We start from the raw sequence: 24,102 nt of genomic DNA, 5'->3' as shown, positions 1-24,102 counted from the left end.
CGCCGTCACATACTAAGCGGTCGCTCAGGAGGTTGAAGTGCCCACGCTGCTCGTCGCCAACCGGGGAGAGATCGCCGTCCGGGTGCTGCGCGCCGCCGCCGACCTCGGCTGGCGGACCGTCGCACTGGTCACCGACTCCGACGACGCGCACGGCCGGTTCGCCGACCGCGCCGTCCGGTTGCAAGGCTCCTACCTGGACGTGGACGCCGTGCTCGCCGCCGCCGAGGGGTGCGACCTGGTGCACCCCGGCTACGGGTTCCTGGCCGAGAACGCCCGGTTCGCCCGCCGCTGCGCCGAGGTCGGGCTGACGTTCGTCGGACCGCCGCCGGAAGTGCTGGAGCTGCTCGGCGACAAGAGCCGGGCCCGGGCCCTGGCCGCCGAGGTGGGCGTGCCGGTGCTCGCGGGCGCCGAGGACGGGTTCGAGGACTTCTTCCGCGCGCACGGCGCGGTGGTCGTGAAGGCCGTGGCCGGTGGCGGCGGCAAGGGCGTGCGGGTGGTGCGCCGCCTGGCCGACCTCGCCGCCGTCGTCGAGCGGTGCCGGGCCGAGTCGCTGGCCGCGTTCGGCGACGGCACCGTGTTCGTGGAGGAGCTGCTCGAACCGGCCCGGCACGTCGAGGTGCAGCTGGTCGGCACCACGGTGCTCGGCGACCGCGACTGCTCGTTGCAGGTCAGGCACCAGAAGCTGGTCGAGGTCGCGCCCGCGCCCGACCTCTCCCCCGACCTGCGGTCCGCGCTGCACGACGCGGCGGCGACGATCGCGCGCGCCGTCCGGTACACCGGGCTGGGCACGGTGGAGTTCCTGGTCGCGCCGGACGGCCGGTTCGCGTTCCTGGAGGCCAACCCCAGGCTCCAGGTCGAGCACACCGTCACCGAGCAGGTCACCGGGCTGGACCTGGTGCGGGCCCAACTGCTGCTGGCGGCCGAGGTCGAGCCGGACCTGTCGCACACGCCACGCGGCAGCGCGTTGCAGCTGCGCGTGAGCCTGACGTCCACAGGGCGGCTGTCGGCGTTCGTCCCGCCAACGGGACCGGGCGTGCGGGTCGACACGCACGCGTCCGTCGGCTACCGGGCGGGCCTCGGCTTCGACCCGCTGCTGGCGAAGGTCGTGGTGCACGCCGACGACCTGGAGACCGCGCTGCGGCGCGCCCGTCGCGCGCTGGACGAGTTCACCGTGGACGGCGCGCGGACGAACATCGGCTTCCTGCGCGGGCTCCTGGACCACCCGGACGTCCTGAAAGCGCACACCGGCCTGGTCGACTCGCTCCCCCGTGAGGACACCGGAGCGCGCGCTCCCGTGCAGGGAACGGTCGTCGCGATCGAGGACGGCGCGGTCGTCGTGGAAGCGATGAAGATGCAGCACGTCGTGCCGGTCGGCGACGCGCGCGTGCTGGTCGAGGTCGGCGACACGGTCGCGGAGGGCGCGCTGCTCGCCGAGGGGGTGGACCTGGCCGTCGAGGAGAAGGCCGTCGAGGTCGACCTGGACGACGTGCGGCCCGACCTCGCGGAAACGTTGGCGCGGCACGACTTCTCGCGTCCCGAGGTGGAGGCGAAGCGGCACGCGGCCAACCGCCGCACGGTCCGGGAGAACATCGCCGACCTGTGCGAGGAGTTCGTGGAGTACGGCGGGCTGGCCATCGCCGCGCAACGCCGCCGCCGGTCGTTGGACGAGCTGGTCGAGCGCACCCCGGCGGACGGGCTGGTGGCGGGCGTCGGGCGGGTGAACGGCGGCCAGGTCGTCGCGCTGTCCTACGACTACACGGTCATGGCGGGCACGCAGGGCCTGCGCAACCACGCCAAGAAGGACCGGATGTTCGAGCTGGCCGAGCAGCGGCGGCTGCCCGTGGTGCTGTTCGCCGAGGGCGGCGGCGGGCGGCCCGGCGACACCGACCACGGCGGCGTCAGCGGGTTGGACTGCATGGCGTTCCACCTGTTCGCGAAGCTGTCCGGGCTGGTGCCGCTGATCGGCATCGCGTCCGGCCGCTGCTTCGCCGGCAACGCCGTGCTGCTGGGCACGTGCGACGTGGTCATCGCGACCCGGGACGCGACCATCGGCATGGGCGGTCCGGCGATGATCGAGGGCGGCGGGCTCGGCGTGTTCCGGCCCGAGGAGGTCGGCCCGGTCGACGTGCAGGTGCCCAACGGCGTGATCGACGTGCTCGTGTCCGACGAGGCCGAGGCCGTCGCGGTGGCCAGGAAGTACCTGTCGTACTTCCAGGGCCCGGTGGACAGCTGGGAGTGCGGTGACCAGCGGCTGCTGCGCCACCTCGTGCCGGAGGACCGGGTCCGCGCCTACGACGTGCGGGCGGTGGTGGAGACCCTCGCCGACACCGGCTCGGTGCTGGAGCTGCGACCGGAGTTCGGGCGCGGCATCGTCACCGCCCTGGTCCGGGTCGAGGGCAGGCCGCTGGGGCTGATCGCGAACGACCCCGGCCACCTCGGCGGCGCGATCGACGCCGACGCCGCCGACAAGGCCGCCCGGTTCCTGCGGCTGTGCGACGCGTTCGACCTGCCGGTGGTGTCGCTGTGCGACACGCCGGGGTTCATGGTCGGGCCGGACGCCGAGCGCACCGCGACCGTGCGGCACCTGACCCGGATGCTCGTGGCCGGCGCGAACCTCGACGTGCCGTTCGGGTTCGTGGCGCTGCGCAAGGCCTACGGGCTGGGCGCGCAGGCGATGGCGGCGGGCAGCTTGAAGGTGCCGCTGTTCGCGGTGTCGTGGCCCAGCGGCGAGTTCGGCCCGATGGGGCTGGAAGGCGCGGTGCGGCTCGGGTACCGGCGCGAGCTGGACGCCATCGACGACCCGGCGCAGCGCAAGGAGATGTTCGAGGCGATGGTCTCCGCCGCCTACGAGCACGGCAAGGCGCTCAACGTGGCGTCCGCGTACGAGATCGACGACGTGATCGACCCGGCGGACACCCGGCGCTGGATCACCACCCTGCTCACCGGTCCCGACCCCGTCCCGGTCCGGACCGGCAAGAAACGCCCGTTCGTGGACACCTGGTGAAAGGGAACAAGCACATGGTCACGACCGCTCCCCCCGAGCGGCGCACGTTGCGCAAACTCATGGCGGCCGGGCTCGTCGGCTCGTCGCTCGAGTGGTACGACTTCTTCATCTACGCCACCGCCGCGGCGCTGGTGTTCCCGAAGTTGTTCTTCCCCGAGGCGTCCGCGCTGGTGGGACTGCTGCTGTCGTTCAGCACGTTCTGGGCGGGGTTCATCGCCAGGCCGGTCGGCGGGCTGGTGTTCGGGCACGTCGGCGACAGGTTCGGCCGCAAGCCCGCGCTGGTGACGTGCCTGGCGCTGATGGCCGCGGCGACGTTCCTGATCGGGTTGCTGCCGACCAGCGCGACGCTGGGCGTGGCGGCGCCGGTGCTGCTCGTGCTGCTGCGGTTCCTCCAGGGCATCGCCGTGGGCGGGCAGTGGGGCGGCGTCGTGCTGCTGCTGACCGAGACCGCGGGGCCGCGGCGGCGCGGGTTCGCCGGGACGTTCGGGCAGGCGGGCGTGCCGCTCGGGGTGATCCTGGGCAACGTGGCGTTCCTGGTCGTCGGCGCGGTGGTGCCGGCCGCCGAGTTCGCCACGTGGGGGTGGCGGGTGCCGTTCCTGGCGAGCGCGCTGCTGTTCCCGGTGGTGCTGTTCATCCAGCTGAAGGTGGAGGACAGCCCGGTGTTCCGGGAGATCGAGGCACGGCGTCCCGCCGGACCACCGCCGGCGCCGTTGAAGGAGGTGCTGCGGACCCACCGGCGGCCGGTGTTGCTCGGGGCCGGGCTGCTGTTCGCCTCGAACGCGGTGTTCTACGTCAGCATCGCCGGCGTGCTCGACTACGCGACCCGCGAGCTGGGGCTGGCGCGCAACTCGGTGCTGGTGGTGACGCTGCTGTCGTCGCTGCTCAGCGTGCCGGTGATCCTGCTGGCCGGGCGTTGGTCGGACCGGCACGGCAGGCGTCCGCTGATCGTGGTGGGCGCGGTGGCCATGATCGTGTGGGCGTTCCCGTACTTCTGGCTGGTCGACACCGCGTCGTTGGGCCTGATCTTCGTCGCGCTGGCCGTGTCGGGCGTGGGGTCGAGCCTGGTCTACGGACCGGTGGCGGCGTACCTGGCGGAGCTGTTCGAGCCGCAGGTGCGGTACTCGGGCGCGTCGCTGGCGTACCAACTGGCGTCGATCCTGGTCAGCGGCGGCACCCCGGTCATCATGACGGCACTGCTCGTGTCCACCGGCACCTCGGCCTCGGTGTCGGCGTTCCTGCTGGTCATGGGCGTGGTCACGCTCGCATCCGTGCTCGGGCTGCGGGAGACGCACAAGGCATAACACGAAAGTGTGCAGAAACTTGAGATTCCACCCGAAATGGCAATAGCCTCCGCCCCGTAACGTCATACGGAAGAGGCCGCTTTGATCGGGTATGGATACATCGGCGGGGAAAGTGGGAATGACGGCTGAGTTCGGCCACAGCCACCCGCCCAGGCGGGGCGACCTCAAGAGAGGTCGCCCTTCCTCTTGAGCTGGAGTCGCATACCCAGCTTCTCGTGCTCCGGCAGGTCGACGCCTTCGAAGAGGAACACCGGTCGACCGTCCTCGTCGTTCACCGGACCGCAGGAGTAGCCGTTCTGGTGCTCCTCGAAGCCCACCGGTTCGACGTAGGCATCGGAACCGCGCGGCAGCGCCACCTTGTACCGCGCGTAGACGACCGGGGTGGCGAACTGGAGCGTGAACGTGTCGGGACGGCGGTCGCGCATCAGCGGCGAGCACATCGCAGGCCAGTTGAACTCCACCGCGATGGTGATCTCGCTGTCGACCTTCGGCGGTTCGGGGAAGTGCACCATCAGCACGAGCTGCCCGTCCTTCAGCCAGGCCACGGTCGTGCTCAGGCTGGCGCCGGGCAGGTCGCCGATCAGCAGTTTGCGCACCACGACATGTACCTTGCGGCGGTACCTGGCCGGCTGCGCCCAGCCGCAGCCCTGCACCAGCCGCAGAACGCGCAGGTCGTTGAGGACCTTCGCCCGGATCGTGAGCAGCTTGCGCGCGTCGCCATTGGGCTCGATGGCGGCGTACTCCTCCCACGTGATGACGTCGTAGGACGGGTGGCGGTCCTCGGCGACCCGCTTCGAGTACTTGGAGACGAGCTCTTTGTGCGTCTCGAGTTGACGCACGAGGTCGCGCCGGTCGGACAGCAGCAGCAGGCCGAACGAGAGCACGGCGAGAATGGCCGCCACGAGGGCGCCTGCTTTGACCGCGGCATTCCCGAACACCGCGCCCAAGAGCACCGCGAACGACATGATGCCGACGACCGCTTTCACGACCGCCGCCGAGCCTTCATCGACGAGGAGGTCGTCGAGCCACTGGACGAACCGTTTCAGCACGCCGCCCCCTACGAGACGTGATCACGCCTGGGAATCGGAGGTTATCGGTCAGTAGTCACGATCGGGAGCACCCGAGTGGCCCCGGCTCTCGGAGACGGTCGAGTTCGCCCACTCGGGCGCAGCCCCACCGCAGTTCTACGGGCGGTGCGCACAAGATCGACTCAGCCGTGGAGTGAACTGTCAACCGGGTGACGTGCGGAACGTTGTGGACTTGCCGTACGTTGCCGTGCCGTGACCACTCTCCTGGGACGGTTCAAGCAGCGGATGCGGCGGTTCGCGCAGAAGCCCGGCTCCGCCGACCTCACGCCCTACCGGAAGCTGCTCGACGAGGTCAACGAGCAGTCCGAGCGCGTGAAGAAGCTCAGCGACGAGGAGCTGACCGCGGCGGCCGCCGAGCTGCGCGACAAGTCGGACTTCGGCCGCCCCGAGCTGGTGGAGGTGTGCGCGCTCGGCCGCGAGGCCGCCGACCGCGCGCTCGGCCTGCGCCCGTTCGACGTGCAGATCCTCGGCGCGCTCGGCCTCCTGGAGGGCCACGTGGTCGAGATGGCCACCGGTGAGGGCAAGACGCTCTCCGGCGCCATCGCCGCGGCCGGCTTCGCGCTGCGCGGCGACCAGGTGCACGTGGTCTCGGTCAACGACTACCTGGCCCAGCGCGACGCCGAGTGGATGGGTCCGCTCTACGAGCTCATGGGCGTGAAGGTCGGCTGGATCAACCAGAGCTCCAAGCCCGAGGAGCGCCGCGCCGCCTACCAGGCCGAGGTCGTGTACGCCTCGGTCTCCGAGATCGGCTTCGACGTGCTGCGCGACCGGCTGGCCACCGACGAGGGCCAGCTCATCGTGCCCAAGCCGCGCGTCGCCCTCGTCGACGAGGCGGACTCGGTCCTGGTGGACGAGGCGCGCGTGCCGCTGGTCCTGGCGGGCTCCACGGCGGGCCCGGCGGTCGACCCGGCGCTGGCCGACCTGGTCAAGCGGCTGCGCCGCGACCTGCACTTCGAGATCGACGACGAAGAGCGCAACGTCTACCTCACCGGCGCGGGCAGCGAGCTGGTCGAACGGGCGCTCGGCGGCATCGACCTGTACTCCGACGAGCACGTCTCGACCACGCTGAGCAAGGTCAACGTGGCCCTGCACGCGCAGGTCCTGCTGCACCGGGACGTGGACTACATCGTCCGCGACGGCAAGGTGCACCTGATCAACGACACCCGCGGCCGGATCGCGAAGCTCCAGCGCTGGCCCGACGGCCTCCAGGCGGCGGTCGAGGCCAAGGAGAACGTGGCCACCACGGACGCGGGCGAGGTGCTGGACTCGATCACCGTCCAGGCCCTGCTCAGCCGCTACCCCACGGTCTGCGGCATGACCGGCACCGCGGTGGCCGTGGCCGAGCAGCTGCGCGACTTCTACCAGCTGGAAGTGCTGGTCATCCCGCCGAACGTGGAGACGATCCGGGAGGACGAGGCGCCCCGGCTGTACGCGACGCTGGAGCAGAAGGAAGCGGCCGTCGTCGCCGAGATCAAGGAGGTCCACGAGACGGGCCGCCCGATCCTGGTCGGCACGCTGGACGTGGCCGAGTCCGAGCGCCTGTCCCGCAAGCTCGCCGAGGCGGGCCTGGAGTGCGTGGTCCTCAACGCCAAGAACGACGCCGAGGAAGCCGCGATCATCGCCGACGCGGGCTCGTTCCAGCGGGTCACCGTGTCGACCCAGATGGCGGGCCGCGGCACGGACATCCGGCTCGGCGGGCACGACTCGACCGACCGGGAGCGCATCGCCGAGCTCGGCGGCCTCTACGTGATCGGCACCGGGCGGCACTCCAGCAGCCGGCTGGACGACCAGCTGCGCGGTCGCGCGGGCCGGCAGGGCGACCCCGGCGGGTCGGTGTTCTTCTCCTCCTTGCAGGACGACCTGGTCACGCAGTACGTGCCCGACCACGACGAGCCGGCCGAGGTGGACGACGACGGCCGCGTCACCGACGCGGGCACGCTGCATACCGTGGAGCACGGGCAGCGCGTCGCCGAGGGCGTGCACCTGGAGATCCACCGCAACACCTGGCGGTACAACAAGCTGATCGAGCACCAGCGCCAGCTGCTGCTGGAGTACCGGGACAAGCTGCTGCGCACCGACCTGGCGTGGAAGGAGCTGTCCGAGCGCAAGCCGGACAAGGCGCACGAGATCAAGGACCTGGACGAGGACGTCAAGGTGACCGCGGCCCGGCTGATCGGGCTGCACCACCTCGACCAGCGGTGGAGCGACCACCTGACGTTCCTCACCGACCTGCGCGAGGGCATCCACCTGCGGGCGCTGGCGCGGCAGAACCCGCTGGACGAGTTCCACCGGGAGGCGATCCCGGCCTACCACAAGATCATCCCCGACGCGTGGGACGAGGCGGAGGAGACCTTCGCCAAGGTGCAGATCGACGCCGACGGCGCGCACCTGGCCGAGGCGGGCGTGCAGCGCCCGAACACCACCTGGACCTACCTGGTCAACGACAACCCGTTCTCCTCCGGCCTGGAGGAGACGTTCAAGGGCCTGGTCAAGCTGGTCCGCCGCCGCTGACGGCGCCCGTGCGCGGGCCGGGAGCCAGGCCCGGCCCGCGCACGGCGTTCAGCGCACCGGCGCGGAGACCTTCCCGTCCTCGACCGGCGCCGCCTGCCGGGGCAGCTTGGTCCGTCTCGGCATCCGCTGCGCCACCGCCTGCTCGGTCAGCGCGCGGATCTCCGCCAGGATGTCCAGGTGCTGCTGGGACGGCGGCGGACCGACGAGGTTGGAGTGGTCGAACGCGGTGCGTTCGGCACGGTGGGCCAGGTTCTGGATGCGCCGGATCAGGTCCCACTCCTGGTCTGTGCGCGTAGAGCGCCGTTGCTCAGTCACCCCGGAAGCAGACACCTCACGCCGGGTGAACGTAAATCACCTGGCAGTGCGAACTTCGCTGGGTCAACTCAGCTACCCCCGCCGGTTCGGCCAAAACACACCGATCGCGGTACTCAAGGTTCCACTGCCGAGCGAGACGCAACGCCGCGCAGGGACAGAGCTCCAGGACACGGCCGTTCGGCTGGCCGTGAGGGTTGTTAACACGCAAGTCATGCACCGATCGGCGTCACCCGTGGTAGTGAAAAGCACGGTTGCTCCCATTCGTAACGCTGTGTCGGGCAAAACCGCCATGCGAGGGTCACTCGGACGTGTGACGCCGATGGCTCCACGCACCACATCCGCCCCGCCGGCCATGGCGTCCGGAGCCATTCCCCGGCCCGGCGGACCGTCTTACCGTGCCTCGGGTGAACATCGCCGTTCCGCTGATCGCAGCGCTCCTCGCGACGACGGCGCAGGCCGTTCCCGCGTCCGCCGACGGATGCGGTCCCCTGCGCGTTCCCGGTGCCGAGCACCAGGAACTGACCCACCTCGCCGACCTGTCCACCGCCGGTGGCCGCACCGATCCCGCCGACTGGGCCGGGCTGACCCCGGCGGGCCTGCCCGCGCCGACGCCGGTGCCCGGCACCCAGGTGGACGGCTACTTCCCCGACTCCTCCACCGGCAACACCAACCACGGCTGGGCGCACGACTCGCAGTTCGTGATCCGGCTGCCGGCGCGCTGGAACGGCGGCCTCGTCGTCGCGGGCTCGCCCGGCGTGCGCGAGCAGTACGCCAACGACCGCGCGATCAGCGACTTCGTGCTGGCGCGCGGGTACGCGTTCGCGTCGACCGACAAGGGCAACACCGGCGTGGCCTTCCACCGGGACGGCACGCGACCGGGCGACGCGATCGCCGAGTGGAACCACCGGGTCACGCAGCTGACCCGGGCGGCGAAGTCCGTGGTGGCGCAGCGGTACTGCCGGCCGCCGTCGCGCACCCTGGCCACCGGCCTCTCCAACGGCGGCTACCTGGTGCGGTGGCAGCTGGAGAACCGGCCCGAGCTGTACGACGGCGGGGTGGACTGGGAGGGCACGCTGTGGACCGCCCGGGGGCCGAACCTGCTGACGTTCCTGCCGCCCGCGCTGAAGGGCTACGCCACCGGTGACAAGGCGGCGGTGGTGGCCGCCGGTTTCCCGGCCGAGTCGGAGTTCCTGTGGCAGTTCCACCACCAGTACTACTGGGACCTGACCCAGCGGATCTACCGCGAGGAGCTGGACCCGGCCTGGGACGGTGACGTGGAGGCGGGCACGCCGTTCTGCGCGCCCGGCACGCCGCTGTGCGACGCGGACTACGACTACGCGTCACGGCCGGGTGCGCAGCGGGCCGTCGAGCGGATCGCGTTGACGGGCCGGATCGGCAAGCCGCTGCTCACCCTGCACGGCACGCTGGACGTGCTGCTGCCCATCTCCCGCGACTCCGACGTGTACGCGGACATGGTGCGCCGGGCGGGGCGCGGCGCGCTGTTCCGCTACTACCGGATCGAGGGAGGCACCCACGTGGACTCGCTGTTCGACGCGTTCCCGGACCGGCTGCGGCCGTTGACGCCGTGCCACCGGTCGGCGTTCGCCGCGCTGGAGGGGTGGCTGTCGGGCACGCGACCGCCCGCTTCGACGACCGTCCCCCGACCGGCGGCGGTGAGCGCGACGGAGTGCGCGCTGGCCTGACCGCCGGGTCCCGCCGCTCGGTGCGCTCTGGGGGCGACCGAGCGGCGGGACCGACGGGTCAGGTGCCGAGCACCTTCATCAGCTTGAGCGCCAGTTGGACTTCGAGCACCCGTTCGGGCGACTGCCAGTCGTCGCCCAGCAGGCTCGCCACCCGGTCCAGCCGTTGCACCACCGTGTTCACGTGCACGTGCAGCTCGTCCTTGGCACGGCTGAGGTTCGCGCCGCACGCGAAGTACGCCGTGACGGTCCGGACCAGCTCGGTGCCGCGGCTGGAGTCGTAGTCCAGCAGGGGGCCGAGGGTGGACCGGACGTACCCGGCGACGTCCGCCCGGTCGCCCAGCAGCACGCCGACGAAACCGAGGTCCGCGAGCGTGCCGCCGGTGCCCTTGCGCCCCAGTTGCAGCAACGCCTTCAGGCACCGCACCGCCTCGGCGTGCGCGGCGGCCACGCCTTCCGGGCCGTGCGCCGGACCGCCGGAGCCCACGGTCACCGGCAGGCCGACCGCCTTGCCCAGCACCCGGGCCGCGTCGTCCGCCGCGCACGCCAGGTCCGCGCCGGGCAGCACCAGCACCACGTGCTCGCCGTGCGCGCCCGCCAAGCCGCGGCAGGCCGACGCGTGGTGCGCGGCGGCGGCGAGGAGCCGGTCACGCGGGCCGTCCGCGACCAGCACCACGTGCTCGGCCGCCAGCTCGACGCCGACCCGGCGGGCACGGGCGCGCAACGCGACCGAGTCGACCGCGGCCGTCAGCAGGTCGGTGATCAGCTCGCCGCGCACCTTGTTCTCCGCCTCGGCGACCGTGCGGCGCAGCAGGAGCAGCAGGGCGGTGACGACGCTCGCGCGTTCGAACAGCCTGCGGTCGGCGTCACCGAGGTCCGGGCGGTCGGTGAGCGTGATGCCGCCCAGCAGCTCGCGGCCCGCCAGCACGGCGCACACCCACGTGCCGTCCTGCGGGATGGCCCGGCCGCTGGCGCGCGAGGCGTTGACCGCCGCACGGGGCGTGAGCGCGCTGGTGGTGCCGATGCGGGCCAGCTCGACGCCGTCGCTGTCGTGCACCACGATCCCGCCGTCGAGCACCTTGGCGACGGCGGCGGCCACCTCGGGCACGTCCGCGCCGCGCAGCACCAGGTCGGTGAGCCGGTCGTGGGCGTCCTCGGCGCGGCGCATGGCCTCGTTGTGCGCGCTGATCGTCTCGCCCGCGGCCCGGGTCTCCTCCAGCAGGTGCGCGGTGTCCAGCGCGATGGCGGCGTGGTCGGCCAGCGACGACAGCAGCGCCACCTCGTCGGGCGGGAACTGGCGCGGCGAGCGGTTGGCCGCGTAGAGCACGCCGATCACCCGGCGGTCGAGCTTGAGCGGCACGCCCAGGATCGCGACCAGCCCTTCGTCGCGCACGGCGGCGTCGATCGGGCCGGTGTGGTCGAACCGGTCGTCGGCGAAGTAGTCGGCGGTCACGTACGGCCGGGCGGTCTGCGCCACCAACCCGCCGAGCCCTTCGCCCATGCCGAGCCGGACCTGTTGGAACAACGCGGAGATCGAGCCGTCGGTGACCCTCATGTAGGTGCCGCGACCGGGCTCGTTCATGCTCAGGTAGGCGATGTCCGCGCCGAGCAGCAGCCGGGCGCGCCGCACGATGGACCGCAGCACGGCGTCCGGGTCGCGCACGCCGGCCAGGTCGTTCGCGGTGTCGAACAGCGCTTCCAGCTCGGCTTCCCGACGTCGGTGCGCGGTGAGCGTGCGGCGGATCCGCAACGCCCACTCCGCAGCGCGGGCGATGCGGTCCAGCTCGTGGTCCGGCACACCCGCCGCGCGGGCCGCGGGGAGCACCGCCGCCAGCCGCTCGCTGCCCGCGTCCGCCGCGAGCAGGCCGAGCAGCTCCACCAGGTGCTCCACCGCGTCCGCCTCGCTCATGCCCTCATGCTCGCACTGAGGGGACTTCGACGTCGGTCCGGTTCAGGGAGCTGCCCTTCGTCTCCTTCGCCACCACGACGGCGATCACGGTCAGCACGCACATGCCGAGCACGTACAGCACGATCGGGAACGAGCTGTCGTAGGCGGCGAGCAGCGCGGTCGCGATGAGCGGCGCCACCGCGCCCGCCCCGATCGACGCCAGCTGGTAGCCGATGGACGCGCCCGAGTAGCGCACCTTCGTGCCGAACAGCTCCGAGAAGAACGCGGCCTGCGGGCCGTACATCGCGCCGTGCAGGAAGAGGCCGACGGTGACCGCGAGCGTCATCGGGAAGAACGACTTCGTGTCCAGCAGCGCGAAGAACACGAACATCCACAAGCCGATGCCGACCGCGCCGATCAGGTACGTGGTGCGGCGGCCGATCCGGTCCGACAGCGCGCCCCACATCGGGATCGTGACCAGGTGCACGAACGACGCGATCAGCACCGCGTTCAGCCCGGCCGAGCGGGGCATCCCGAGTTCCGAGGTGATGTAGACCAGGATGAACGCCGTGATCACGTAGTACGACACGTTCTCCGCCATGCGGGCGCCCATCGCGATCAGCACCTCGCGCCAGTGGTCGCGCAGCACGGTCACGATCGGCGGCTTCTCCTTGACCTTGCCCGCCTCGACCTTCTTCTGGGCTGCCAGGAAGATCGGCGACTCCGACACGCTGAGCCGGATCCACAGCCCGATCAGGACGAGCACGCCGGACAGCAGGAACGGCACCCGCCAGCCCCACGACAGGAACGCCTCGTCGGTCTGCACGGCGGCCAGCACCGCGAGCACGGCGGTCGCCAGCAGGTTGCCCATCGGCACGCCCGCCTGCGGCCAGGACGCCCAGAACCCGCGCCGTTCCGCGCTGCCGTGCTCGGACACGATGAGCACCGCGCCTCCCCACTCGCCGCCCAGCGCGAAGCCCTGGATCAACCGCAGCAACGTCAGCAGCAGCGGCGCGGCCACGCCGATCGCGGCGTAGGTGGGCAGCAGGCCCATGGCGAACGTCGCGCCGCCCATCAGCACCAAACTCAGCACGAGCAGCTTCTTGCGGCCGACCTTGTCGCCGAAGTGGCCGAACACCAGGCCGCCCAGCGGACGGGCCAGGAAGCCGATCGCGTAGGTGGTGAACGCGAGCAGGGTGCCGTTGAGGGGGTCCGCGGTGGGGAAGAACAGCTTGTTGAACACCAGGGCGGCGGCGGAACCGTAGAGGAAGAAGTCGTACCACTCGATGGTCGTGCCGATGAGGCTGGCTATGACCACCTTGGCGAAGGACTTCTTCGGCTGCGGAGGGGCGGCGTTCGTCATGTCGGTCACCACTTCGTTGGGGGGTGGGTGAACGGGGGGCTACTGGGCGGTCCAGCCGCCGTCGATCGTGAACGACGAGCCGGTGACGTGACCGGAGTGCGCGCCGCACAGCCACAGCGCGACGGAAGCCACCTCGGCCGGTTCGATGAGCTGCTTGATGGCGTGCTTGGTGAGCATCACGTCGGCGAGCACCTGCTCGGGCTCGATGCCGTGCGCCCGGGCCTGGTCGGCGACCTGGTTCTCCACCAGCGGCGTGCGCACGTAGCCGGGGCTGACGCAGTTGCTGGTCACGCCGTGCGGCGCGCCTTCCAGCGCGATGACCTTGCTCAGCCCTTCTAGGCCGTGCTTGGCGGTGACGTAGGCGGACTTGAACGCGCTGGCCCGGGTGCCGTGCACGCTGGAGATGTTCACCACCCGGCCCCAGCCGCGCTCGTACATGTGCGGCAGGACGTGCCGGGCGAGCAGGAACGGCGCGGTGACCATGACCCGCTGGAGCAGCGCGAACCGGTCGGGCGGGAACTCGTGGACGGGAGCGACGTGCTGCAGGCCCGCGTTGTTGACCAGGATGTCGACCTCGGCGGGCAGGTCGCGGACGGGGTCGTCGGCGGCGAGGTCGACCACGTGCTCGGTGCCGCCCGTCTCGCGGGCCGCCTCGACGACCGAGTCGCGGTCGCGGTCGACGAGGTGCACCTTCGCCCCGGCTCGGGCGAGGGCGACCGCGCAGGCCCGCCCGATGCCGCTGCCGGCGCCGGTGACCAGGGCGGTGCGACCGGACAGGTCGTCGCTGTGACCGGGGACACTCGTCATGGCCCGAAACGCTAGGTGACCTGCGGTGCACCGCACATGTGAGCGAGCCCTACAACCTGCGGGCGAGGGATGTGCTTTGCCGACAGTTAACGACAAAGGCATCCAGTTGTCGAATACCGGGTGAAGCGGGCGTGCGGCCGTGGGTACGCTGCTTTGGCCCGTTCGGGGGACGAACGACGTCTTGGGGGTTACCTAGTGTCACTCACGCCGATCTACGACGACCTGCTGCGCGAGTTCGAGGGGATCATCCTCGTCAGCGAGGCCGCGGAGGCGGTCCAGACCGTGGTCCAGCCCACGGACCGGACCGCGCCCCGAGCCGCCGCGCCGACCGCGGACCGGACCGCGACCCCGGACGCCACCCGAACCACCGCGCCGACCGCAACGCCGACCCCCACCCGAACCGCTCTGCCGACCGCGGAGCCGACCGCCACCCGGACGACGGCCCGGACCGCTCTGCCGATCGCGGCGCGAACCACCCTGCCGACCGCTGTCGGGACCACGCTGCCGACCGCCGCCCAGACGGCCGCTGCCGGGACCACGGTGCCGACGGCCGCCGTTCGGACGCCCGCGCCGTCCACGAACCCGACCGTCACCCCGGCCGTCATCCCCGCCGCCGACCAGACCGCGGTCCTGGCCGCCGTGCCGGGCGCGGAGCAGGCCGCGGGCTCGACGCCGGACCGGAACTGACGGAAGACCTCCAGCTCGTCGGAGCCCTCTTCGAGGCGATGAGGGCCCTGCGGTCGACCGCGATCCGGAGAACCCCCGGGAACGCGGACGGGCCGCCGGGTGCGTGTGCCCGGCGGCCCGATCCGTGCGGCGACCACCGGGTGCGTGCGCCCGGCGGCCCGTCCGCGAGGTGCTACTTCGGTTGCGGCAGCAGGTCCGCGGGGACCGGCTCGTCCTTCTCCAGCGCGCCGAACAGGCGCAGCGCGTTCTCCCGGTCCCACTGCACGACCGAGCCCGCGCCGGGCACGGTCGGCGTGCCGCCCACCGGCACGGTCACCGTGTCCACTCCCCCGCCCATGGCGAACGCCATGCCCGCGAGGTGGTGCAGGTGGTCGTCGGCGTTCACCGAGATGGAGTCCGTGCCCGCGAACAGCAGCGGGAACGCCCGGAACGGGTTGGCGAGCGTGCCGAAGCTCGTCGCCTTGTCCGTCAGCGCGGCGAGGAACTTGCGCTGGTTCTCCACCCGCTGGAGGTCGGCCGTGGCGAACGCCCGCGAGCGGACGAAGCCCAGCGCCTGCGTGCCGTCGAGCTCCTGGCAGCCCGGCTGGAGGTCGAGACCCGCCAACGGGTCCTGCATCGGCTCCTCGATGCACATGTCCACGCCGCCGACCGCGTCCACGATCCCGGCGAAGCCGCCGAAGCCGATCTCCATGTAGTGGTCGACGTGGATGCCGGTGGCGCCCTCCACGGTCTGCACCAGCAGCGACGGCCCGCCGAACGCGAACGCCGCGTTGATCTTGTTCTTGCCGTTGCCCGGGATGTCCACATAGGAGTCGCGAGGAACACTCACCAGAGTGGACTTCCCGGAGCCCTCCGGGATGTGCAGCAGCATGATGGTGTCCGTGCGCCGGCCGCCCGCGTCACCGGTGGACAGCTCGGCCTTCTGCTCCTCGGTGAGGTCGTCGCGCGCGTCCGACCCGACGAGCAGCCAGTTGGTGCCCGGTGTGTCCGCCGGCCGGTCCGCGTAGTCGGTCAGCGCGTCGATCCGGCGCAACGACCCGTCGACGTAGAACCACATGCCGATGCCGAACGCCAGCAACAGCACCAGGACCACACCGATAAGCCGCCCGATCCTCGGCTTGCGGCGGCGCGGCGCCGGGCGTCCGGCCGGCTGGTAGGCGGCACGTTGCCCGTACCCGCCCTGCTGCGGCCCGCCCTGGTTCCCGCTCCGGGGCCCCCGCTGCGGGGGTTGCCCGCCCTGTCGGTACCCGCCCTGCTGATACCCGCCCTGCTGGTATCCGGCGTTCATCAAGCGACCCCGTCCGTGTGTCGGTCACTGCTCGCACCTAAAGACGCGGTGCGCGGCGAGAGGTTGCCAACCCTAGTGGTCGGGTGGCAGCACGAGCGCGGCCAGCAGGCGGTCCAGCTCGGCCTCCGGGTCGTCGGTCAGGCCGGTGTGCGCGGGCGAGGTCTGCACGATCGTGCTGCGGGGCGCGGTCAGCCAGCGGAACCGCTGACCGGCGGAGGTGCGCGACACGGGACCCGCCGTCGGCACGCCGTCGCACGACAGGCCGAGGTGCTCCAGCGTGGCCCGCAGCACCTCCACGTCCAGGAACGGGTCCAGCGCCAGCACCCGGCGCTCGTCGACGTGCACGCGGGCGCCGAGGAACTCCAGGTCCTTGCAGTAGACGAGCACGCCGACGTTGACGAACTCGCCGCGCTCCTGCCTCGGCACGGCGCGCAGCAGCGCGTACTCAAACACGTGCGGCACGGGCTGCCTCCAGTGCGTCGACCCACGCCCGCGGCGCGGCCAGTCGGGCGGTGAAGAACGACTCGTACGCCTCGCGCACGGCGGCCGGCGCGCCGAACGCCTCGTCCTGCGCGAGCCACGCGTCGGGCACGAGCGCCAGCACCTCGCGCACCAGGTCGGGCGTGACGCGGGCGGTGAGCTCGGCGTCCACCTCGGCCAGGTCGCCCGCGAACGGCAGCATCAGGTGGTCGGCCGCGTCGAACCGGTAGGTGGCCGCCGGGAACCTCTCCGGCCGCCACGAGTGGTGGAAGTACAGCGACGCGCCGTGGTCGATGAGCCACAGCTCGCGGTGCCAGAGCAGCGTGTTCGGGTTGCGCCAGCTGCGGTCGACGTTGAGGGTGAGCGCGTCCAGCCACAGCAAGCGGGCGGCGGCCTCCGCGGACGGCTCCCGCACCGCCGGGTTGTAGTCGAACGAGCCGGGCAGGTAGTCCAACCCCAGGTTGAGCCCGCCACTGGCCTTCAGCAGCTCCTGCACCTCCTGGTCCGGCTCGGCGCGGCCCAGTTCCGGGTCCAGGTCGACCAGCACGATCTCAGGCACCCGGAAGTCGAGGCGGCGGGCCAACTCGCCGACCACGATCTCGGCCGTGAGCGCCTTCACCCCCTGGCCCGCGCCTCGGAACTTGAGCACGTACATGCCGAGGTCGTCGGCCTCCACGAGCCCCGGCAGGGAGCCGCCCTCCCGGAAGGGCGTGACGTAGCGGGTGGCCGCGACCTGGCGCAGCCCGTTCGAGTGGTTCACGGTGTTAGTTTGCCGCTGCTCCGCAGACGGCGGCGATGTCGCCTGGAAGTCGATCGCTCGCGCCTGATTTTCCGACGATCGGAAGAGCGTGATCGCCGGAAAATCAGCCGCGAACGATCGACGCGACATCGCGGGGTGGGTTGGCGGCTTGTGAGGTGGCGGTCGGGGCGGCTTAGGGCAGGGCGGGTCAGGGGGCAGGTGGGCGGGTCAGGGGGCAGGTGGAGTGGGTGAGGTGGGGTGGTCAGGTGGTGGTGGCGGTCAGGGCGGGGAGGTAGCCGGATTCCTGGCCCGCGCGGTTGGGGTGGTAGGAGCGGTCGACGGGGACCAGGACCAGGCCGTTCAGCCACGGCTCGTCGGCACAGGCGCCGTGGTCGTCGAAGGCGTCCCGCACGTCCGCGTACTCGAACCCGGCCGCCTCCGCCCGGTCACCGGTCACCTCCGCCACCGCGTCCGCCGCCCGGTTCACCGCCGCCCGCTTCGGCCCGCTCATCAGGCACCACGTCTCGTCGGAGAACAGCCGGGGGTAGCCCAGCACCACGACGTCGGCCGCCGCGGACCTCCGGTCGGCCACCACGCCGTACAGCGCGTCCAACCGGCCGGGCAGCTCGTCGCGGATGAACCGCACGGCCTCGTCGACCCGGCCCACGCACTCGTCGTCGTCGCCCACCGTGCACTTGGTCATCACGTCGGTGAACCCGGCGTCGTTGCCGCCGACCGTGATCGTGACGAGCGTGGCGTTCGGCGTGATCCGCTCCGCCTGCCCGGTCACGTCGGCCGTCGTGGCGCCGGCGCACGCGGCCTGCACCAGGGTCGCCCGGTGGCGCTGCGCCCACAGCGCCGGGTACGCGTGCGGGCTTCGCCGGCAGTCGTCGGACGACTCCGCGCCCGCGCCGAGGCCCGCCGCGTAGGAGTCACCCAACGCGACGAGCTCCGGCGCGACCGGCGCGGGGGTGGCGGCCATCAGCAGCGCGAGCACGAGGATCTTCATGCACCGGTGCTACCACTGTGGACAGTCCCGCCGGCGGAAGTCAACCCGTTGGGAGTTACCCCTTCAGGGCGACGCAGACCGGGATCGGCGCGGCGGTCGTGCTCGTCAGCCGCAGCTTCCCGGTGGTCCGGTCCACCTCGAACGTGGTGATGTTGTCCGAGTTCTGGTTGGCCGCCAGCAGGAACCGGCCGGAGGGGTCGAGCACGATGTGCCGGGGGAACTTCCCGCCCACCGGCGTGGCCTCGACCAACCGCAGCGCCGCGCCGCCGCGCTCCACCGCGAACACCGCCACGCTGTCGTGACCGCGGTTGGACAGGTAGGCGAACCGCCCGTCCGGCGACACCACGATCTCCGCCGGGTAGTTGCGCGGCGCGGTCGGCGCGCCGGCGGGCAGCGTGCTCACCTTCTGGCCCGGCGTGAGCACGCCCCGGTCGTACCCGGCCACCACGATCGTGGAGTCGAGCTCGTTGGCGATGTAGGCGTGCTTGCCCGACGGGTGGAACGCCAGGTGCCGCGGCCCCGCGCCGGCGTGCACGCGCGCCGTGGCGGCCGAGGTCAGCTTGCCCTCGGCGCTGAGCCGGTAGCTGTGGACGGAGTCGGTGCCCAGGTCGACCACCAGCACGAACTCGCCGGTCGGGTCGGCCAGCACCTGGTGCGCGTGCGGCCCCTCCTGCCGGTCCGGGTCCGGTCCGACGCCGGAGTGCACGACCAGGTCGGTGCGCTCGCCCAACCCGCCGTCGGGCAGCACCGGGTGCACGGACACGCTGCCCGAGCTGTAGTTGGCCGACAGCAGGAACCCCCGGTGCAGCGCCAGGTGGCACGGGTCCGCGCCGCCGGTGCTGCGGCTGCCGACCACCTTCGGCACGCCGTCCGGGCCGACCGCCAGCGCGGTCACCTCGCCGTCGGACTTCTCGTTGACCGCGTACACCCAGCGGCCCGCGTCGATCACGAACGACGGGTTCGGCACGTCCGGCACCACGCCGGTGACGCGCAGCCTGCCCGTCGCCGGGTCGTACGCGCCGAGCCCGAGACCCGTGCCACCTCCCGCCCACGACGTGTAGGTGCCCAGGTAGGCGCGGACCTCCCCCCGCCCGTGGCCCTCGTCGGACTCGTCCGCTCGCGCGACACCCTCGGTCATCAGCAACCCCGCTCCCACGCCAACGGCACCCAGGAACCGCCGCCTGTCCACATCCACACCGAACCTCCGCTCGACCGCCCGCGGCGGTTCCACCGTGGCCTGGACCACTGTGAACAGGCAAGAGGTGCAACGAAGATTGCGTCTAGCGCAACGGGTCGGCGTCCCGGAGCCGTGCCAACTCGACGGCCGGATCGTACGAGGGTTCCGGGTAGGCGGGCGCCAGGTCCCGCAGCGCCTCCAGCAGCAGCCGCGCCACCACCCAGTTCCGGTACCACTTGCGGTCCGACGGCACGGCGTGCCAGGGCGCGACCGGTGTCGAGCACTTGACGAGCGCGTCCTGGTAGGCCAGCTGGTAGCGGGAGAACTTGGCCCGCACCTCCAGGTCGCCCGGGTTGTACTTCCAGAGCTTGAGCGGGTCCTCCAGCCGGGCGATGAGCCGTTCGCGCTGCCGTTCCGGCGAGATGTGCAGGAAGCACTTCACCATCGTCACGCCCTGGTCGGCCAACTCCGCCTCGAAGGCGTTGATCTGCCGGTAGCGCCGCCGCCACTCGGTCGACGGCACGAGGTTGTCCACCCGCGCGACCAGCACGTCCTCGTAGTGCGAGCGGTCGAACACGCCGATGTGGCCCGGCGGCGGCACCTGGCGGCGGACGCGCCACAGGAAGTCGTGCCGCGACTCGGTCCGGGTCGGCTTCTTGAACGACGCGATGCGCAGGCCCTGCGGGTTCACCAGGCCGGCGACGTGCCGGATCGTGCCGCCCTTGCCGGAGGTGTCCATGCCCTGGAGCACCAGCAGCACCCGCCGGTCGCCGCCGCCCGTGCCCTCGGCGTACAGCGCCTCCTGGAGCCGGTCCAGCTCGCGGCCGATCACCGCCATGTCGGCGGTGGCCTCGGACTTCGAGCCGGGACCGACCGGCGTCGCGGCCGGATCGACCTCGGCCAGGTCGAAGTTCTCCGGCTTCACCCGGAAGGCGTCCGATATCGACTGGACCTGCGCGGACTTGTCGGCCATCGTCGGAGGGTAACCCGCCGATCATGAGCTTGCCGATCGCGCAACGAATCACCGCGAAAACCTCCGATTGCGCAACGAACATGACGGATGCGCAACGGCTGGCGGATGAATTCGCTGGCGCGGGCCCCTTAGTGTTGGTGACATGACCGCCATGGCCGCAGCCCTCAGCTCCCAGCACTTCATCTCGCTCGACGAGGAATGGAGCACGCACAACTACCACCCGCTGCCGGTCGTGATCTCGCACGGCGAGGGCGCGTGGGTCACCGACGTCGACGGTCGCCGCTACCTGGACTTCCTGTCCGGCTACTCGTCGCTGAACTTCGGCCACCGCCACCCCGACCTGGTCGCCGCCGCGGTCGAGCAGCTCGGCCGGGTCACGCTGACCAGCCGCGCGTTCCACCACGACCAGTTCGGCCCGTTCTGCCGCGAGCTGGCCGAGCTGACCGGCACCGAGATGGTGCTGGCGATGAACTCCGGCGCGGAGGCCGTCGAGTCGGCGATCAAGGTCGCCCGCAAGTGGGCGTACCGGGTGAAGGGCGTGCCCGCCGGCACGGCCGAGATCGTGGTCGCCGGGTCGAACTTCCACGGCCGCACCACCACGATCGTCTCGTTCTCCACCGACGACACCGCGCGCGAGGACTTCGGGCCGTTCACGCCGGGCTTCGAGGTCGTCGAGTACGGCTCGCTGGACGCGTTGCGCGAGGCGATCACCGAGCGGACCGCCGCGGTGCTGCTGGAGCCGATCCAGGGCGAGGCGGGCGTGGTCGTGCCGCCGGCGGGCTACCTGGCGGGCGTGCGGGCGCTGTGCGACGAGCACGACGTGCTGATGATCGCGGACGAGATCCAGTCCGGGCTGGGCCGCACCGGCGAGCTGCTGGCGCTGGACCACGAGGGCGTGCGCGCCGACCTCTACACGCTGGGCAAGGCGCTGGGCGGCGGCATCGTGCCGGTGTCGGCGGTGGTCGGCAGCCGGGCGGTGCTCGGCGTGCTGCGGCCCGGCGAGCACGGCTCGACGTTCGGCGGCAACCCGCTGGCGTGCGCGGTCGGGCGGGCCGTGGTGCGGCTGCTGGCGACCGGCGAGTTCCAGCGGCGGTCCCGCGAGCTGGGCGACCACCTGCACGCGCGGCTGGGCGAGCTGGTCGGGCACGGCGTGGCGGAGGTGCGCGGGCGCGGGCTGTGGGCCGGTGTCGAGATCGCGCCCGGCGGGCCGCGCGGGCGCGCGGCGTCGGAGGCGCTGGCCGGGCTGGGCGTGCTGTGCAAGGAGACCCAGGACACCACCCTGCGGGTCGCTCCCCCGCTCGTCATCACGCGCGAGGAGCTGGACCGGGGGATCGACGCGGTCGGCGAGGTGTTGAGCACGCAGCGCCACCACCGTGCCCGGTTTGCCGGATCCGCCTGATATCGCAGGTCACAGACGTGTCGAGACCGGTGTGATCGCCGGTCCCGACCCGCATCCTTGGCCCATGGGTGAACGCAAGCGGGCTCGCGCGGCCGTCGCGCTGGGACAGTGGGTCGAACCGGAGGAGGTCCTGGCGCGCGGTCGCGGGCTGCGGGCGGCGGTGAGCCACCAGGCGCACCGCGAGCTGGTGTTCGCACCGGACCGGCCGTCCGTGGTCGACTTCGTGGACGCGTCGAACGAGGACCGCCTGCCGCACCTCGTGCCGCTGCGGATCGGCCGGATGCTCGTCTCGCCGTTCGCGTTCTTCCGGGGCAGCGCCGGGCTGATGGCGGGCGACCTGGCCGTGGGGGCGCGCAGCGGGCTGGACGCGCAGCTGTGCGGTGACGCGCACGCGGCCAACTTCGGCCTCTACGGCACGCCCGAGGGTCGGATCGTGATGGACATCAACGACTTCGACGAGACGCTGCCCGGCCCGTGGGAGTGGGACCTGAAGCGGCTGGCGACGTCGCTGATGCTGGCGGGCCGGGAGGGCGGCGTGTCGGAGAAGGGCTGCCGTGACGCGGCGTCCGACGCGGTGCGCGCCTACCGGGGCGCGGCGCGGCACCTGGCCGAGATCCCGTTCATGGAGTCGTGGAACGCGCTGGGCGACGAGTCGGCGTTGTCGAAGTCGAAGGCCGACGACCTGCTGGACGACTTCACGAAGGCCGCGTCCAAGGCGCGCAGGAACACCAGCGCCCGGGTGGCGGCGAAGTGGACGCGGCGCGAGGGCGAGCACATCCGGTTCGTGCCGGACCCGCCCGTGCTGTCCCGGATCTCCGACGAGGAGGCGGCGTCCGTCGTGGCCGCCCTCCCGTCCTACGTGGACACGCTGCGCGAGTCGCGGTACGACCTGATCATGCGCTACGGCGTGTCGGACGTGGCGTTCCGCGTGGTCGGCACCGGCAGCGTCGGTTGGCGCAACTACCTGGTCCTGCTGCACGGCAACGGCGACGAGGCGTTGGTGCTTCAGGCGAAGGAGGCGCGCCCGTCGGCGCTGGCGCCGTTCCTGGGCGCGCCCGCGGTCAAGCACGAGGGCAAGCGGATCGTGCACGGCGCGCGGCTCGTGCAGGCGGAGACCGACATCCTGCTCGGCTGGACCACCATCGAGGGCCGGGACTACATCGTCCGCCAGTTCCGCAACCGCAAGGGCGAGATCGACGCGACCACGTTGAAGCGGGACGACCTGGACGACTACGGCCGGCTCGCGGGCGCGCTGCTGGCCCGCGCGCACAGCCGGTCGGTCGACCCGCGCCTGCTGGCCGGGTACTGCGCGGGCGGCGAGGAGCTGGACGAGGCGATCGCCCGGTACGCGCTGGGCTACGCCGACCGGACGTGCGCCGACCACGAGGAGCTGGTCGCGGCGGTCAGGTCCGGTCGGCTGCCCGCAGAGCGCGAATGACCCGTCACGTCGACAGGGAGTGCCGGCCCGGCCCCGGAGCGCTAAGTTGGCTCAGGTGGACTCCCTTGGGGCGGACTGGATCGGGCTGATCCGGCACGGCGAGAGCACCGGCAACGCGGCGCGCGAGGTCGCGGAGTCGGCCGGTGACGAGGTCATCGACATCCCCGAGCGCGACGCGGACGTGCCGCTGTCGGACCGGGGCGAGCGGCAGGGCCGGGCGCTGGGCCGGTGGTTCGACGCGCTGCCGCGCGAGCAGTGGCCGGACCTGGTGGTGTGCTCGCCGTACCGGCGGGCCATCCACACGGCGCGGCTCACGCTGGGCGAGCACCACCCGCGCACGCGCGTCGACGAACGGCTGCGCGACCGTGAACTGGGCGTGCTGGACCTGCTGACCAGCCACGGCGTGGCGGAGCGGTACCCGGAGGAACGGGCGCGCGAGCGGCGGCTCGGCAAGTTCTACCACCGGCCGCCGGGCGGCGAGTCGTGGGCGGACGTGGCGTTGCGCCTGCGGTCGCTGCTGCGCGACCTCGACGGGAAGCGCGTGCTGCTGTTCGGGCACGAGCTTCAGGCGTTCCTGCTGCGCTACCTGCTGGAGTGCCTGCCCGAGCCCGACCTCACCGCGTTCGCGCGCAACACCGCGGTGCCCAACGCCTCGCTGACGTCGTGGCGGCGCGAAGAGGGGCTGTGGGTGCTGGAGCGGGAGTTCGAGACCGATCACCTGGTCGAGCGGGGCGTCGAGCCGACGGAGTCCGCGGACCCGACGACCCGCACGCCCGAGCCGAGCGCCCGCTAGACCCGGAACACCCGCACGACCAGGTGCGCCGTGGCCGCGACGACCAGGGGCGGCGGTGAGCACGATCAGCGCGTTCGCCGCCGGCGCCGCGACCGCCGCCGGGGTGCGCGGACCGGCGGGCGGAAAGCCACGTCCGGCAGCC

The 24,102-nt window shown here is 72.1% G+C and carries 19 protein-coding genes; 8 read left to right on the top strand and 11 right to left on the bottom strand.

All coding sequences use genetic code 11. The annotated features are described in order from the left end of the window. The first annotated feature begins 37 nt into the window (after positions 1–37). Both ACQPYE_RS09985 and ACQPYE_RS09980 read left to right on the top strand, forming a co-directional pair. On the top strand, positions 38–3,004 hold the full coding sequence (locus tag ACQPYE_RS09985) for an acetyl-CoA carboxylase family protein (RefSeq protein ID WP_498720750.1): 2,967 nt from the start codon (positions 38–40) through the stop codon (positions 3,002–3,004). Next, the gene (locus ACQPYE_RS09980) at positions 3,001–4,305 is read left to right on the top strand and encodes an MFS transporter (RefSeq protein WP_498720749.1); all 1,305 of its coding nucleotides are present in this window, start codon (positions 3,001–3,003) and stop codon (positions 4,303–4,305) included. The genes ACQPYE_RS09985 and ACQPYE_RS09980 overlap by 4 nt, the downstream gene beginning before the upstream one ends. Before the next feature lie 164 nt (positions 4,306–4,469). Here ACQPYE_RS09980 and ACQPYE_RS09975 read toward each other — a convergent pair whose 3' ends face one another. Next, positions 4,470–5,354, bottom strand: coding sequence for a hypothetical protein (locus tag ACQPYE_RS09975; RefSeq protein ID WP_498720748.1), 885 nt, complete (start codon positions 5,352–5,354; stop codon positions 4,470–4,472). A gap of 231 nt (positions 5,355–5,585) precedes the next feature. Between ACQPYE_RS09975 and secA2 the strand changes: the two genes are divergently transcribed. Continuing rightward, positions 5,586–7,904 carry an accessory Sec system translocase SecA2 gene (gene secA2 / locus ACQPYE_RS09970; RefSeq protein ID WP_498720746.1) on the top strand — a complete coding sequence of 773 codons (2,319 nt, stop codon included), beginning with the start codon at positions 5,586–5,588 and terminating at the stop codon, positions 7,902–7,904. 48 nt (positions 7,905–7,952) lie between these two features. Here the strand turns inward: secA2 and ACQPYE_RS09965 are convergent, their stop codons facing one another. Next, the gene (locus ACQPYE_RS09965; protein WP_498720745.1) at positions 7,953–8,219 is read right to left on the bottom strand and encodes a hypothetical protein; all 267 of its coding nucleotides are present in this window, start codon (positions 8,217–8,219) and stop codon (positions 7,953–7,955) included. Positions 8,220–8,623: 404 nt separating this feature from the next. Between ACQPYE_RS09965 and ACQPYE_RS09960 the strand changes: the two genes are divergently transcribed. Next, positions 8,624–9,922 (top strand): tannase/feruloyl esterase family alpha/beta hydrolase, encoded by a 1,299-nt coding sequence (locus ACQPYE_RS09960; protein WP_498720744.1) that lies wholly within the window; start codon positions 8,624–8,626, stop codon positions 9,920–9,922. A gap of 58 nt (positions 9,923–9,980) precedes the next feature. Here ACQPYE_RS09960 and ACQPYE_RS09955 read toward each other — a convergent pair whose 3' ends face one another. From ACQPYE_RS09955 to ACQPYE_RS09945, 3 genes are read right to left on the bottom strand one after another with little or no spacing between them, the layout of a single operon-like run. Beyond that, the gene (locus ACQPYE_RS09955; RefSeq protein ID WP_498720743.1) at positions 9,981–11,828 is read right to left on the bottom strand and encodes a helix-turn-helix domain-containing protein; all 1,848 of its coding nucleotides are present in this window, start codon (positions 11,826–11,828) and stop codon (positions 9,981–9,983) included. Between the two features lie 4 nt (positions 11,829–11,832). Next, positions 11,833–13,170, bottom strand: a complete 1,338-nt coding sequence (locus ACQPYE_RS09950; protein WP_498720742.1) for an MFS transporter — start codon at positions 13,168–13,170, stop codon at positions 11,833–11,835. A 39-nt stretch (positions 13,171–13,209) separates the two neighbouring features. Further along, positions 13,210–13,977 (bottom strand): 3-hydroxybutyrate dehydrogenase, encoded by a 768-nt coding sequence (locus ACQPYE_RS09945; protein WP_498720741.1) that lies wholly within the window; start codon positions 13,975–13,977, stop codon positions 13,210–13,212. Between the two features lie 195 nt (positions 13,978–14,172). Between ACQPYE_RS09945 and ACQPYE_RS09940 the strand changes: the two genes are divergently transcribed. Next, positions 14,173–14,664, top strand: a complete 492-nt coding sequence (locus tag ACQPYE_RS09940) for a hypothetical protein (RefSeq protein WP_498720740.1) — start codon at positions 14,173–14,175, stop codon at positions 14,662–14,664. A gap of 172 nt (positions 14,665–14,836) precedes the next feature. Here ACQPYE_RS09940 and ACQPYE_RS09935 read toward each other — a convergent pair whose 3' ends face one another. The 6 genes from ACQPYE_RS09935 to ACQPYE_RS09910 form a co-directional block, all read right to left on the bottom strand. Continuing rightward, positions 14,837–15,952: an LCP family protein gene (locus ACQPYE_RS09935; protein ID WP_498720739.1), complete on the bottom strand. Its 1,116-nt coding sequence runs from the start codon at positions 15,950–15,952 to the stop codon at positions 14,837–14,839. A 72-nt stretch (positions 15,953–16,024) separates the two neighbouring features. Then, complete coding sequence (locus ACQPYE_RS09930) at positions 16,025–16,414, bottom strand: DUF3037 domain-containing protein (protein WP_201439275.1); 390 nt, start codon at positions 16,412–16,414, stop codon at positions 16,025–16,027. Beyond that, positions 16,398–17,192: a HipA family kinase gene (locus ACQPYE_RS09925; RefSeq protein WP_498720738.1), complete on the bottom strand. Its 795-nt coding sequence runs from the start codon at positions 17,190–17,192 to the stop codon at positions 16,398–16,400. Before ACQPYE_RS09925 ends, ACQPYE_RS09930 begins: the two co-directional genes overlap by 17 nt. Before the next feature lie 241 nt (positions 17,193–17,433). Further along, on the bottom strand, positions 17,434–18,180 hold the full coding sequence (locus ACQPYE_RS09920; RefSeq protein ID WP_498720737.1) for an SGNH/GDSL hydrolase family protein: 747 nt from the start codon (positions 18,178–18,180) through the stop codon (positions 17,434–17,436). A gap of 55 nt (positions 18,181–18,235) precedes the next feature. Then, positions 18,236–19,318 (bottom strand): lactonase family protein, encoded by a 1,083-nt coding sequence (locus ACQPYE_RS09915; RefSeq protein WP_498720736.1) that lies wholly within the window; start codon positions 19,316–19,318, stop codon positions 18,236–18,238. A gap of 142 nt (positions 19,319–19,460) precedes the next feature. Continuing rightward, positions 19,461–20,330, bottom strand: a complete 870-nt coding sequence (locus tag ACQPYE_RS09910; RefSeq protein WP_498720735.1) for a PPK2 family polyphosphate kinase — start codon at positions 20,328–20,330, stop codon at positions 19,461–19,463. A gap of 142 nt (positions 20,331–20,472) precedes the next feature. Here ACQPYE_RS09910 and rocD point away from each other — a divergent pair, with 142 nt between their 5' ends. From rocD to ACQPYE_RS09895, 3 genes are all read left to right on the top strand, one after another. Next, positions 20,473–21,729, top strand: coding sequence for an ornithine--oxo-acid transaminase (gene rocD, locus ACQPYE_RS09905; protein ID WP_498720733.1), 1,257 nt, complete (start codon positions 20,473–20,475; stop codon positions 21,727–21,729). Between the two features lie 64 nt (positions 21,730–21,793). Further along, positions 21,794–23,167, top strand: coding sequence for a DUF2252 domain-containing protein (locus tag ACQPYE_RS09900; RefSeq protein ID WP_498720732.1), 1,374 nt, complete (start codon positions 21,794–21,796; stop codon positions 23,165–23,167). Between the two features lie 55 nt (positions 23,168–23,222). Continuing rightward, on the top strand, positions 23,223–23,960 hold the full coding sequence (locus ACQPYE_RS09895) for a histidine phosphatase family protein (protein ID WP_498720731.1): 738 nt from the start codon (positions 23,223–23,225) through the stop codon (positions 23,958–23,960). The last annotated feature ends 142 nt before the right edge of the window (positions 23,961–24,102 follow it).

Source organism: Actinosynnema sp. CA-299493 (genome assembly GCF_050946825.1).
In the GTDB taxonomy this organism is placed as follows: Bacteria; Actinomycetota; Actinomycetes; order Mycobacteriales; family Pseudonocardiaceae; genus Actinosynnema.
The sequence above is the reverse complement of the archived record's forward strand: the minus strand, read 5'-3'. Positions and strand labels throughout refer to the sequence as shown.